Raw genomic sequence first — 13,336 nt, forward strand, 5'->3', positions numbered from 1 at the left:
TTCTATGGCTACAGGACCTGCATTGTCAATATCTGTGCTTGGAGCGTCCAATTGGAATACGGGTCACGGCTTCGCGATCGATTGCGATACAGACGCCATTTCCACTAAGCGTATTTTTCGAGAAACGCTTCAGCTGTCATTTCGCGAAAGTCACATAGTGCGGCCCGCAATCTATCGTGCGACCAGTCCCACCATGCGAGCGTCATCATACGCTCGGCGACATCGTCGGTAAAACGCGCGCGCAGGGGCGCCGCCGGTATCCCTGCGACAATCATATAGGGCGGCACATCTTTGGTTACGATAGCCCCACCAGCAACAACACAACCATGCCCGAGCGTTACGTCCGGCCGAATTTGTGCACCGTGCCCGATCCAAGTGTCATGCCCGATCACAGCACGCCGCGACCGGCGATGCGCGAACCAATCTTCGTCGTCGGTCGCGTCATCGAAATAGTCCGCCGACCGATAGTGAAAATGATGCAAGCTCGCCTTATCCATCGGGTGATCCGTCGCACCGATCCGTACATAGCTAGCAATGTTCGCGAACTTGCCTATCTGCGCATTCGCGATATCGGCAAAACGGTCGCAATAGGAATAATCACCCAAATGAGAATGCGTCAAACGCGTACCGCGCCCAACCTCGGAATAGCGGCCAAAAGTCGTATCCGTGATTTCACAATCAGGATGTACAAAGGGGGCGTCCGCAGTAAGTCGCGCCATATCAGAACTCTCTTTCTTTACCGTCCCAAGTGAAAAATTTACCTGTATCCCCCAGCGTCAAATTTTCAGCGAGCGCAATTATTCCAGCACCAACATCCGCCGCATCCAGATCAGCGTCTGCCCCCCCCATATCGGTGCGCACCCAGCCGGGGTCGACCAAAGCAACAGTGATGCCATCCGGACGCAAATCAGTCGCAAGCCCCTGCATGACTTTGTTCACCGCAGCCTTAGATGCGCGATAGGCTATACGGTCTGATTTTGCGTAGCCCATATAAGCCATTTGGCTTGATATGGTCAGAATACGCGGGGCATTGCTTTGCCGCAGAAGTTCTAAACAAGCATTGCTAACCGCCAATGGTCCAGCAACATTCACCGCAAACGTTTGCGCCATCCCCGCATAATCCATGTTGGTCGTCGCTTGGCGATTTGGTCCGATGATCCCTGCGTTGTTAATCAAGATATCAATAGGCAGGTCGATAGCTGCAATCGCCCTTTTAACGGCAAATGGGTCTGTAACGTCAAACTCGACATCACCACCTCGACCGGGACGCGTCGCACGAATAACATCGAAACCACTTTGTTCTGCGACACTGGCTAAGGCTGCGCCAATCCCACGATTGGCACCAGTAATCAAAACTGTTTTCATCAATGTCCCCCCTCGTCGCCTTTTATGAGCTTACGGCGCAACCAACCCGAGAACGTATCCATCAGCATCACCATCAGTATAATCAGGACGATATAATAGGTGACTTCTTCCCAGTCTTTTTGGGTGTTGATCGCTTGAGTAAGCATAAGACCAATCCCGCCCCCGGTAATTGCACCGATGATGGTCGCCGAACGTGTGTTGGATTCCAGATAGTAAAGAATTTGGCTCAACAAGACTGGCGTGATTTGTGGGATCACCCCGAAACGATAGCGTTGTAGTGGCTTCGCCCCAGTAGAGGTAATGCCTTCGATCTGTTTGCCGTCTACGTTTTCTAATGCTTCCGAAAACATTTTGCCGAATGACCCGGTGTCCGTCAGCAAGATCGCCAATGAACCCGTCAACGGCCCCGGCCCAAAGGCCCGCGATAAAATAATCGTCCAGATCAACCCATCGACGCCGCGCAAAAAATCAAACCCGCGCCTTGCGGCGAAACGTAGACTGCCGAGTGGGCTGAAGTTTTTTGCGGCCAAAAAGCCAAGTGGCAGTGCAACCATCGCGGCACCAAACGTACCCAGAAACGCCATCAGGATCGTTTCAAACAGGGCCCATGCGACATCGCCATGGCGCCACATCTTGTTCGCCCAAAACTCGGACCAAATGGCACCTGCTTCACCATGAACCGCATGACGAAGCAGCGTGCCAAGGGCCATCCCATGGTACGGGCTATCGAGTGTGAAAAAGAACAGCTCCCATCCCAAGAAATAGCGAAAAACTTCAGACCGATTACGGGTAACGGTAAGGCGACCCGCGTCTGTTGAGATCGTCACGCGATTTTTCGACGCGTTGATCCAGTCTGGCAATTCGTTTGTCGGGAATTCCGCGTTTACACCGCTACGGCCGGGTTCAGTAACAATCAGGCCATACCCCGGAATGTCATAGGTCACTTGGGTTTCGCGAAATGTGACGATGTGGTGATTACCTAGATCGACGACAGTTTCATTACCCATGGTGACCCAAGCTGGGCTGTTGCCGTCCAGATAACGCCCCTTACGTTCACCCTCAATGGATACATCAATCGAACCATCACGGTTGTCGCGGGTCACATGGGTTTTGTAGCTGTAGGCGTCTGACACCAAGGTACGCGCGTTTTGAAGATTGGCGCGTTCTGCCAACCCGCCGATATCAAACGCAACAAAGATATAGGCAAAATAGCAGAGGATCACCGCAGGCACAGCAAACGACATCATCCGCTTGCGTTGAAAGTGCCCGGCAGTGCGGATTTGAAGCGGCATGACAGTCATGCGTGGATCTCCCCTTTGGCAGAGCCATGCGTCAGCCGATTACGCAGATTGCTTGATGTTTGATCGACAACCACGATGGTTAGAAAAAGCAGCAAGAAAATGGCTGCGGCCTCGTCGAATTTGCCCTGCCCCCAGCTCATGGTGTTGCGCAGGTCGTATCCGATGCCACCTGCCCCCACAAAGCCAAGGATCGCAGAGGCGCGAATGTTGATCTCAAACCGAAGCAGCGCGTAGCTCAGGTAATTCGGGGCGACTTGTGGGATCACACCAAGCCACATCCGCTGAACCCAGCCTGCGCCGACCGATTCCAATCCTTCGATAGGTTTCAGCGATGCGTTTTCATTTACTTCGGAGAACAATTTCCCAAGTGCACCAACCGTATGCAGCGCAATGGCGATCATCGCGGGCACTGGGCCACCGCCCAAGATAAAGATCAGCACAAGCGCGATAACAATTTCGGGCACTGCCCGCAAAACATCCAGAACGCGGCGCAGCGGCCCAACAAGCCAAGGCGAAGGCGCAAGACCACGTGTTACGAGCAACGACATGACAAGCCCGACAATCCCACCAAGCAGCGTCGAGGCCCCGGCGATATTAACCGTCTCGATCAGTGACGGCAGGTATTTAACGAAATACCCAGGCAGAAGATGCGCGCGCTCAACGGCTTCGGATATCACATCACCCGGAAAGTCGAGAAGCATCGGCAACCCGTTCCAAAAGCCACCTGCATTCCGGTCGTTTGCGGTCGCGAAACCGCTAGCCATCAGCGCAACAAAGACAATCAACAAGATTGTATTCATGATCCGCTTGCTACGAACCTGCGCCAAATAGTTTGACTGGATATCTGCTGTCGTCAGCTCTGCCATCAGTTTGTCCTGAATATAAAATTACAGGCCCCAGTGAAAACCGGGACCTGCAGAACTTCATAAAAAACCGATCAATTCGATTTCGCGAGACGGGCCGCGACGATCGAAACATATGCGTCATGTGTGATTGGATCGAAGCCAAGTGTTTCACCGGCGGCAACGCCGTAAGCGCAATCTGGGTCCGCATCATAAAGACCATCAACCAGCGCAGTCATCTTGTCTTTGACATCTTGTGGCAGCGCGCTGCGCAGAACAACCGGACCTTCCGGGATCGGCGCGGAACGCCAGATTTCAACCAGATCGTTCATGTCGACCAGACCAGCATCAACCGCTTTGCGCAATGCGCCAGAATTGAAACCGTCTTCCCATTCGCCTTGGCCGTCAGCCCAAGTCACACCACCATCAACGTCACCATTATTCACAGCAACGATTGTTTGCTCATGACCGCCAGTGAATTTGACTTCACCAAAGTAATCGCCGGATTCCATGGACGCGCCGGTCTGCTGCGGGATCTCGATGGATGGGATTAGGTAGCCAGAAGTTGAGTTTGGGTCTCCAAAGCCAAACACTTTGCCCTGCATGTCCTCAAGCGATGTGATGCCGCTGTCAGCACGTGCAAAACCGATAGAATGGTAGCCGTAAGAGCCATCAAGATTGATCTTAACCAAAATAGGCTCAACAGCTGTTTCGTCTTGAATATGGATCGCAGCATAAGATGACGCGCCCAACCAAGCCATATCAAGCGTACCGCCCAGCAGACCCTGAATAACGCCGTTATAATCCGCTGGTGCGAAAAGCTTTGTTTCTACGCCCAACTCTTCTTCGGTGTAACCACGCAGGCATTCGTATGAATTCATGCGGTCTTGTGCGTTCTCGCCACCCAAGATGCCGATGCGGAATTCGTCAATGGCGTGGCCTTCAGCAAAGGCAGCGCCCGTCAGTGATGTCGTCGCAAGCGCGGCAGCAATCAGTTTTTTCATTGGTCTTCTCTCTTACAAAACGCCCCAAGCAGACGGGGCTTTGGGGTTAAATCTTGCGCTCAGACGCTTTCGGCGATGTCCGCTAGTTTCGCGACTTCTTCGCTAAGGGTTTCAATTTCGGTGGATGTGGCCGCTTCCGAGAATGTCTCGTCCGCGCCGTAAATGTCGCGGGCCACGCCAGTGGTCAGCTGTTCGGGCGTCCCGTCAAATACGATCCGCCCTGCACGCATTCCGATCACCCGGTCGCAATAACGCCGCGCGGTATCAAGCGTGTGTAGGTTCGCAATCACCATGCGGCCGTCTTGCTCGTGGATATCGCGCAAGGACTGCATCACGACTTGCGCGTTCATCGGATCAAGAGACGCGATAGGTTCATCGGCCAGAATAATCTTGGGGTCCTGCATCAACGCACGCGCAATCGCGACGCGCTGCTGTTGACCACCGGAAAGAGCTTCGGCGCGTTTGGGGGCATGTTCCGCGATCCCAAGACGGTCAAGGATTTCGATGGCGCGGTGGATATCTTCGGTCGGATAGAGGTTGAACATCGTTGCAAAGGTCGAACGACGGTTCAACGTGCCGTGCAGGACATTGGACACAACATCCATACGCGGCACCAAATTGAACTGTTGAAAGATCATCGCGCATTGGGATTGCCAGTTGCGCTTGGCCGCACCACGCAACTGCGTGACATCCTGACCTTCAAACATGATCGCGCCAGACGTCGCATCGGTTAGACGGTTCAGCATCCGCAGCAAAGTCGACTTGCCCGCCCCCGACCGCCCAATAATCCCGATCATTACGGGTTTATCGACAACAATACTCGCCGCATCTACGGCTTTATTCCGGCCAAAGGCCTTAGTCAGGTCATCAATACGCAGCATCAAGGCTCTCCAAAGTCTTGTGCTATGTGACCCTCTCGCTTTGCAGATTTGTTAAAGAATGGTGAAGGTTTTGTGACGGGGGATAACGTATATTGCAGCCAGATTAGTCATCGCGCGTGCTTGCCGTCTTGCCACCTGGCAATAGCCGTTCGAACGGAGCTCCATTCGTTGATTCGGCTAGGCATTTGACTTTACACATTCTGACAACAAATACTGCTACTTATGAACGTCAGAATTCTAGAACTAAGCAATGGTCACATTTCCCTTGAATTCGGGGAAAAAGATGTTTCACTTGTTGCGATGGCCGCAACCAAGCTTTTCGGCGAGGTCTCGCATAAACCGTACATTATGGCTGCCGAAGTATACTTCGGCGGCGCTAAATTTATTTACCAAGATGAGTGGAACGACCCGTGTCTAATTTCGAATACGGATTTGGGCGACGCCTGCCTGCTACGCGTGTACGAAGAAATGAAGTAGTCTAGCAATAAGACATAACCCAATCGAGCCTAGCCGTCATCTTAAGCTCAAAATCTTTCTTTCGTCAGCGTTAAAAAGGGCCCCGCGAATGCGAGGCCCTTTGCGTTTTATTTATCGCCGGATAGACCGCCTGCGATGTCGGGTGAGCCGTCCAAATCTTTGGGCAGCACCAAGTTCAGCACAATCGCGATGAAGGCTGATGGTAACAGGCCAGATGTCATCAGGATGCGCAGCGTATCTGGCAGGTATTGGACCGCTTTTGGTTCTAGCTGAAGGCCCAAGCCAATCGACAGGGCGATTGCAAAGATCACCATGTTCCGGCGGTTCCAGTCGACCTCGGACAGCATGGACACACCAGCGGCAACGACCATACCGAACATGACGATCACACCGCCGCCCAGAACCTCGATAGGGATGGTGTTGATGATCGCGCCCACCTTGGGAACCAAGCCGCAGATGATCAGGAAGATGGCGCCGACGGTCACGACATGGCGGCTCATCACGCCGGTCATCGCGATCAGGCCAACATTCTGACTAAAGGATGTGTTGGGGAAGCCGCCAAAGATGCCAGCAATCGCAGTGCCGAAACCGTCAGCAAAGGTCGCGCCTTGGATTTCTTTGTCGGTTGCTTCGCGTCCCGCACCGCCTTTGGTGATCCCGCTCACGTCGCCGACGGTTTCGATCGCTGACACAAACGCCATCATGCAAAAGCCTATGACCGCTGCCGCGCTGAACTCAAAGCCATATTTGAACGGCATCGGCGCTGCGAAAGTAGCTGCATTGCTGACTTTGGCCGCGATCCCGAAATCACCGCCAAAGCTGATCATCCCGAAAATCAGCGCGTAGATATAGCCGGCGATCAACCCGATGATCACAGCAGAAATCGACAACATGCCCTTGGCAAAGAACTTTAGCGCGAGGGTCACGATGATCACCGTACCAGCCGCACCCCAGTTCAACAGACTGCCGTATTCTGGGCTATTCACTGCAGGAACACCGCCCGCCGCATATTGGATACCAACCTTAACCAGTGCCAAACCAATCATGACGACGACCAGCCCAGTCACCAAGGGCGGTAGGGCAAATCTGATTTTGCCGATCACTGTGCCCAGCAACGCGTGGAAAAGGCCACCGATCAAAACGCCGGTAAACAGGGCGGGCATTGCCTCTACCCCTTTGCCAGCGACCAGTGGGATCATGATTGGAATAAACGCGAACGACGTGCCTTGCACGATAGGCAGGCGTGCGCCAACAGGACCCATGCCGATTGTTTGGAACAGTGTCGCGATGCCCGCAAACAGCATCGACATCTGGATAAGATAGGTCATATCCGGGAACCCTAGCGCCCCCGCATCGGACCCAAAGCCAAAGCCAGCTGCCCCTGAAATGATGATGGCAGGTGTCACGTTCGATACGAACATCGCCAATACGTGCTGAATGCCAAGTGGGACCGCCTTTGCGATCCCTGGGAAATAGTCTGGGTCGCGCAGCTGTTCTGGCGTCCCGATTGAATTATCTGTCATTATTTTCGTCCCTGATGGTTTGCCGATCTTAGCGCCGGTCAAATTTAGAAATTTATGAAATAGGGTGTGTCGTAGTGATGCTCCTCTAGGTTTGGGGTGTCACCGATACGGTCAATCACGGCAAATAGGCCCGGCCCTGCCAGTGGGGTTAGGACGCCGTGCCACGTACCGCGGTGGAAATTGATCCCCTCTCCGGGGTTTGTGATGAATGCATGGGGCTGCAGATCAGCGTCTGCGACGACGACCAAAAACGGGTCCATGCTCATCGGGATAAACGCCTGCGATCCGTCTGGGTGGCGCTCAACAAGATCGAGCTGGTAGGGCAGTTGACGCAATTCCGATCGGAACAGGCTTATCCCCACCCGTGCATTGCCAACATCAACCGTTGCGCGGTCGTGGAACCGCCCACATAGGCCAGCGTTGATGATTTTATCAGGATCGCCATCGCAATTCAGCACATCCCCATATGACGCAAACGCCACTTCCGTCAGAGGGGATATGCTGATGTTTTGGGTCATCTTGGCAACATATCCTTAAGCCGATGCAATGCGATGCGTTCGACCTGATGGCAGGCTTCTTTGAATTCTGTTGCCCGGTCGTTGCTTAAACGTGACTGCATTGCTGCCTTGATCGACGCTTTGTCATGGTCGCGTACGGCAATGATAAAGGGAAAGCCGAATTTGTCGGTATAGGCCATGTTGCCTGCTCCAAATTCCGTGCGTTCGCTGTCGGTCAACGCATCCAAACCTGCGCTTGCTTGCTCTGCCGTGCTTTCTGCTGTCAGGCGTTTCGCTGCCGCCAGTTTCCCTGCCAAGTCCGGGTGCGCTGTCAGTACGCCCAGTCTTTCGTCTTCACTGGCGGATCGGAACATCCGGGCAAACGCATTTTGCAAACCTACGGCGGTGTCATGCGCCGGCCCAAGCTCTAGATCAAAGGCGCGCTCGGCAATCCAAGGCGAATGCTCAAAGACACCACCATATGCCTGCACAAACTGATCACGGCCCATTTGCGATGGGCGGACAAAACGCTGATGCGGGTGCTCGGTCGCCCAATGATTAGCGATCTGTTCACGGGTAGCGAACCAAACGTCACCTTGGCTTTGCGCATATTCGATAAACTGACGCAAAGCCTCGACACGGCCGGGGCGGCCAATCAGGCGACAGTGCAGGCCAATCGACAACATCCGCCCGCCCTCGCGGTATAGCGCGTCAAAGCTAGCCTTTAGATATTCAAAGAACTGCGTGCCAGAATTGAAGCCCTGCGGCGTCGCAAAACGCATGTCGTTGGCGTCTAATGTGTAAGGCACGATCAGCTGATCGGTTTTACCGAACTCTGACCAATATGGCACGTCATCGGCGTAGGTATCCGCCACATAGGCAAACTGCCCCGTTTCCGCAGCTAGTCGCACAGTGTTGTCAGAACAACGACCCGTGTACCAGCCGCGCGGCGGCTCACCCACGACCTCGGTGTGCAGGCGGATCGCCTCGGCCATATCGGCGCGTTCGACATCTTCAGGGGCGTCTTTGTATTCGATCCACTTCAGACCGTGGCTCGCGATTTCCCAGCCTGCATCCATCATCGCGGCGACCTGTTCCGGGCTGCGAGCCAAAGCAGTGGCGACCCCGTAAACGGTGATCGGCAAATCGGCCATCAGCCGATGCAACCGCCAGAAGCCAGCACGGCTACCGTATTCATAGATGCTTTCCATATTCCAATGGCGCTGGCCGGGCCATTGCGCGGCACCTACGATCTCAGACAAAAACGCCTCTGACGCGGCATCGCCGTGCAGCACGTTGTTTTCGCCGCCTTCTTCGTAGTTCAAAACAATTTGCACAGCGATCCGCGCCCCGTTAGGCCAATTCGCCGCCGGAGGGTTCGCCCCATAGCCGATCATGTCACGCGGATATCTTTGCACCGGTGTCTCCTATTTCATTGCCATGTTAATCAGAAATAATCCCGATTGTTTTCAAAATATTTACGAAAGTCTTTCGGCAGTTCGAATAGCATCACCGATCCGATCAATCATGAATTCCATAAACAGGCGGGTCTTTGGATCTTGGTGCCGACGATGGGTATAAAGGCACGACATCTGAACCGGCATCGGCGGCGTGTCCGCAGCTACAACCACAAGCGCACCGTTCGACAGATGTTCCGCCACCTCAAAACGCGGTTTCATCGCAACCCCCTGCCCTGCTAGCGCCCAGTCTGTAAGAACATCACCATCGTCGCTTTCTAAGCGACCGCTGACGCGAAAACGTTGTGGGCCGTCTTCGGTCATCAGCTGCCACTGGAATTCAAGCGCACCGGGAAAGCGTAGGTTCAGACATTCATGTTTGTCATTCACAAGCGCAGCACCATCCGCGGGATGCCCCCGCGCAGCGATATAATCGGGTGATGCAACCAGCACCCGCGCGACATCTGAAATCTTGCGTTGGCGCAAATTACTGTCTGCGGGCTGGCCCAGATGAAACGCCAAATCCAACCCTTCGGTGGTCATATCTACCGTCCGGTCAGTCATACGCAGCCGCACGTCAATCAACGGGTATTGCGCTGTAAATTCCGGAACATGCGGCGCAATCAATCGACGCCCAACACCTAGCGGTGCTGCAACATGCAGCTGCCCTTTGGGGTTTTCGGTCAGATCAGAAACCTGCGCCTCGGCATAATCGACAGCATCCAAGACACTGCAAGCGCCCCCATAAAACGCCTTGCCCTGCGCTGTCGGTGTAAGGCTTCGGGTCGTGCGCTGGAACAGACGCACAGACAGGTGGTCCTCTAGCTGCGAAATCCGGGCAGATGTGACCGCTGGCGAAATCCGCAAATCGCGCCCCGCCGCTGACATCGACCCCAGTTCATAGACACGGACAAAAGTCCGGATATTCTCAAAGTAAGACATTATTCTGCAATTTTTGATAGAGCTTGGCAGTATCAGGGAATACAAGAAAACCAAGCCGTTGACTAGACTGGGCGCAAAAAGGGGACACGCATGTATGATCTGGCAATTCTATGGGACTGGCTGGCCTTTGCAGTGCGCTGGCTGCATGTGATCACGGCTGTCGCTTGGATCGGGTCCAGCTTCTATTTCATCGCGCTTGATCTGTCGCTGAACCGCGATATCGACGGCCCCGCCGATGGCGAAGAATGGCAGGTCCACGGCGGCGGATTCTATCACATTCAAAAATATCTGGTCGCGCCAAAGGCGATGCCAGAACACCTGACCTGGTTCAAATGGGAAAGCTATTCGACTTGGCTGTCTGGTTTCGCCATGCTCGCGGTCGTGTACTGGGCCGGGGCTGAGCTATTCCTGATCGACCCATCCAAAGCCGACCTCGCGATTTGGCAGGCCATCTTTATTTCCGCCACGTCGCTTGCCGTAGGCTGGCTGATCTATGACTACCTTTGCAAATCTCCGCTTGGAAACACGCCCACCGTATTGATGGTGCTACTGTTTGTCCTGCTGGTCGCCATGTCGTGGGGCTATAACCAAGTCTTTACCGGCCGCGCGGCATTGCTCCATTTGGGCGCGTTCACCGCTACGATTATGACGGCCAATGTGTTCTTTATCATCATGCCGAACCAACGGATCGTCGTTGCGGACCTAAAGGCCGGGCGCACGCCGGACCCGAAATATGGCAAAATCGCAAAACTACGGTCGACGCATAACAATTACCTAACGCTGCCCGTGATATTCCTGATGTTGTCGAACCACTATCCTCTGGCCTTTGGGACGCAATACGCTTGGATTATCGCGGCACTCGTTTTTCTGATGGGCGTTACGATCCGCCACTATTTCAATTCAATGCACGCTCGCAAAGGCAAACCAAGCTGGACGTGGGCCGTCACCGTCATACTGTTCCTCATCATTGCATGGCTATCCTCACAGCGCGGATATGACAGCTATGAAGAGGCTGAGGCGCGTGAATTAACCGCATACGAACAACGTTTTGCGAGTGTCGAAGGATACGACGAAATCCACGACATTGTTATTGGCCGCTGTTCAATGTGCCACGCCCGCGAACCCGTCTGGGGCAATATGCAGCATGCGCCCAAAGGTGTGTTCCTAGAAACGACAGGGGACATCACAAAACACGCACGACAAATCTATTTGCAAGCAGGGGTTAGCCAAGCAATGCCGCCCGCAAACATTACGCATATCGAAAACGAAGACCGCGCTAAACTGATCGCTTGGTACCGCGCAGGGTCGTAGGGTGGGTTTTAACCCACCGCGCCCTAAAACCTGATTTCGAACGCAGCCCCCGGACCGTCCAATAAGCTGATCTGCGCTCCCTGCGCCTGAAGCATTCGCGCCACAATAGGCAGCCCCATACCTGTCCCACCGACGTCACGACGCGTTGTAAAAAACGGATCAAAAATGCGGTCCCGATTACCTTCGGAGATGCCGGGCCCGTTGTCAGCGATTACGACCCGATCATCATGATGCGTGATTTGGATTTCTGTTGCGCCATGCGCCTTGGCGTTTCCAACAAGATGGGTCAAAACCAGTTTCAGAACTTCTGGTGAAAACGGCACTTTGCCATCCTTTATTACACGCGCACCATAAAAGTCAGCGACCTCAGAAAGAACGCAACTCCCTCGCGGCAACGGGTCCTGTGCACGCGCAAGGGCGCGTTGACCATCCAGTAGCGCCTCCATCCGCGCCACTGCATCGGTGATGTTTTGCAGCATTTTGGTTCTGTCTGCCGCGGGCAAACTTGGGTCATCCAGCAGCTCTGCCGCGCCACGCACGACAGTCAAAGGTGACTTAAATTCATGGGTCACGTGATCTGCATAAGACCGCAGAACCGCCTCACGACCTTGTAGGGTCTCGGTCATTGCGAACACCGCGCTTCCTAGCTTGGAAAACTCAGGTGTACCGAAATGGGTCGGTACTTTGGCATCACCTTCGGCCTGCGCGTAATCCGTAATGGCGCGTACAGGGCGCAACACAAGTCGCCACAAAAAGAACCCCAGCACACCCGTCGCAACGAAGGCCATCCAGGCAATCATCCAAGTCGTCTCGGCCCAGCCAAGAACGCCACCAGCGACACGGAAATAACCGATACCAATAAGCGGTAAAAAGAACACTGCAGCCAAGGTGCCCCCCAGCACAAAAGCCAAAGGCGGTCGCCATTTGGCAATTACGCGCCGCGGCATGCGCCCATCCGGATGCCAACACCATGTACAGTCTCAATCGCGTCGGCGCAGCCCGCCTCGGCCAGCTTGGCCCGCAAATTTCGTAGATGACTATCCATCGTACGATCACTGACATGTACGTTGGTGCCATAGATTTGGTCGACCAATTGTGGGCGGGACAACACATTGTCCGGGCGTCGCATTAAATGCAGCGCTAGTTCCATTTCACGGGCAGTCAACGTCACCGGCGCATCATTCACGTGGCAAAGGTGTCGCTCTGGATCGATACTCAGCAAGCCCCGGCGCAAGACGGCTTGCGGCGTTTCAACTGGTCCGCTGCGTTTCAGAATCGCACGGACACGCGCCACCAACTCTCGCGGTGAAAACGGTTTAGACACATAGTCATCTGCGCCCAGTTCAAGGCCGACAATCCGGTCGACTTCATCCGCTTGCGCGGTCAAAAACAGCACGGGCACCTGCGAAGTCTTGCGCAATTCACGGCACACCGAAAGCCCGTCCATCTCGGGCATGCCGATATCGAGAACGATCAAGTCAGGTGATAGGCTTTGTGCAGCTTCTAGCGCCGCGCGACCATCAGCTGCCTCAGTCACACCGAAACCTGCCTGCCCCAGCGCAATGCGCAATACGTCCCGAATTTGCGCATCATCATCTGCGATCAATATCATTGCCCCACCTCCATCAATGCCAAACTACGGTGTCAGCATTCGTTTAGGTAGCGCAATTTGCGGCATCCAGCCTAATGAGCCAAGTTTATTCATCATCCAGCCACCACGCATCCCGTGCCAGTCT

13 protein-coding genes are annotated in these 13,336 nt (G+C 54.3%); 1 reads left to right on the plus strand and 12 read right to left on the minus strand.

Annotation, left to right across the window (positions count from 1 at the left end):
• Nucleotides 1-104 precede the first annotated feature (104 nt).
• The 10 genes from CLV80_RS10390 to CLV80_RS10440 all read right to left on the minus strand — a co-directional run bounded on the left by CLV80_RS10390 (nucleotide 105) and on the right by CLV80_RS10440 (nucleotide 10,289).
• Nucleotides 105-719 carry an LbetaH domain-containing protein gene (locus CLV80_RS10390; protein ID WP_106357831.1) on the minus strand — a complete coding sequence of 205 codons (615 nt, stop codon included), beginning with the start codon at nucleotides 717-719 and terminating at the stop codon, nucleotides 105-107.
• Nucleotide 720: 1 nt separating this feature from the next.
• The gene (locus CLV80_RS10395) at nucleotides 721-1,365 is read right to left on the minus strand and encodes an SDR family NAD(P)-dependent oxidoreductase (protein WP_106357833.1); all 645 of its coding nucleotides are present in this window, start codon (nucleotides 1,363-1,365) and stop codon (nucleotides 721-723) included.
• A complete protein-coding gene (gene phnE / locus CLV80_RS10400) occupies nucleotides 1,365-2,666 on the minus strand; it encodes a phosphonate ABC transporter, permease protein PhnE (RefSeq protein WP_106357836.1) in 1,302 nt (433 codons plus the stop codon). Before phnE (CLV80_RS10400) ends, CLV80_RS10395 begins: the two co-directional genes overlap by 1 nt.
• Nucleotides 2,663-3,532 (minus strand): phosphonate ABC transporter, permease protein PhnE, encoded by an 870-nt coding sequence (phnE, locus tag CLV80_RS10405; RefSeq protein WP_106357838.1) that lies wholly within the window; start codon nucleotides 3,530-3,532, stop codon nucleotides 2,663-2,665. The genes phnE (CLV80_RS10400) and phnE (CLV80_RS10405) overlap by 4 nt, the downstream gene beginning before the upstream one ends.
• A 71-nt stretch (nucleotides 3,533-3,603) precedes the next feature.
• Nucleotides 3,604-4,512, minus strand: a complete 909-nt coding sequence (gene phnD, locus CLV80_RS10410; RefSeq protein WP_106357840.1) for a phosphonate ABC transporter substrate-binding protein — start codon at nucleotides 4,510-4,512, stop codon at nucleotides 3,604-3,606.
• Between the two features lie 59 nt (nucleotides 4,513-4,571).
• Entirely contained in the window at nucleotides 4,572-5,393 is an 822-nt protein-coding gene (gene phnC, locus CLV80_RS10415) for a phosphonate ABC transporter ATP-binding protein (RefSeq protein ID WP_106357842.1), read from the minus strand.
• A 584-nt stretch (nucleotides 5,394-5,977) separates the two neighbouring features.
• Nucleotides 5,978-7,393 carry a uracil-xanthine permease family protein gene (locus CLV80_RS10425; RefSeq protein WP_106357845.1) on the minus strand — a complete coding sequence of 472 codons (1,416 nt, stop codon included), beginning with the start codon at nucleotides 7,391-7,393 and terminating at the stop codon, nucleotides 5,978-5,980.
• A gap of 44 nt (nucleotides 7,394-7,437) precedes the next feature.
• A complete protein-coding gene (locus tag CLV80_RS10430) occupies nucleotides 7,438-7,911 on the minus strand; it encodes an ureidoglycolate lyase (protein WP_106357848.1) in 474 nt (157 codons plus the stop codon).
• On the minus strand, nucleotides 7,908-9,308 hold the full coding sequence (puuE, locus tag CLV80_RS10435) for an allantoinase PuuE (RefSeq protein ID WP_375342196.1): 1,401 nt from the start codon (nucleotides 9,306-9,308) through the stop codon (nucleotides 7,908-7,910). The genes CLV80_RS10430 and puuE overlap by 4 nt, the downstream gene beginning before the upstream one ends.
• A gap of 60 nt (nucleotides 9,309-9,368) precedes the next feature.
• On the minus strand, nucleotides 9,369-10,289 hold the full coding sequence (locus tag CLV80_RS10440) for a LysR family transcriptional regulator (protein WP_106357852.1): 921 nt from the start codon (nucleotides 10,287-10,289) through the stop codon (nucleotides 9,369-9,371).
• Between the two features lie 90 nt (nucleotides 10,290-10,379).
• On the opposite strand from CLV80_RS10440, the gene CLV80_RS10445 reads away from it, so the two are divergent.
• Nucleotides 10,380-11,600: a urate hydroxylase PuuD gene (locus CLV80_RS10445; protein WP_106357854.1), complete on the plus strand. Its 1,221-nt coding sequence runs from the start codon at nucleotides 10,380-10,382 to the stop codon at nucleotides 11,598-11,600.
• A 23-nt stretch (nucleotides 11,601-11,623) separates the two neighbouring features.
• On the opposite strand, the gene CLV80_RS10450 is transcribed toward CLV80_RS10445, so the two are convergent.
• Together CLV80_RS10450 and CLV80_RS10455 are read right to left on the minus strand one after the other, a co-directional pair.
• Nucleotides 11,624-12,547: a sensor histidine kinase gene (locus CLV80_RS10450; protein WP_106357856.1), complete on the minus strand. Its 924-nt coding sequence runs from the start codon at nucleotides 12,545-12,547 to the stop codon at nucleotides 11,624-11,626.
• Complete coding sequence (locus CLV80_RS10455; RefSeq protein ID WP_106357858.1) at nucleotides 12,532-13,212, minus strand: response regulator transcription factor; 681 nt, start codon at nucleotides 13,210-13,212, stop codon at nucleotides 12,532-12,534. The genes CLV80_RS10450 and CLV80_RS10455 overlap by 16 nt, the downstream gene beginning before the upstream one ends.
• Between the last annotated feature and the right edge of the window lie 124 nt (nucleotides 13,213-13,336).

The sequence above is a fragment of the Yoonia maritima genome, from assembly GCF_003003285.1.
GTDB lineage: Bacteria > Pseudomonadota > Alphaproteobacteria > Rhodobacterales > Rhodobacteraceae > Yoonia > Yoonia maritima.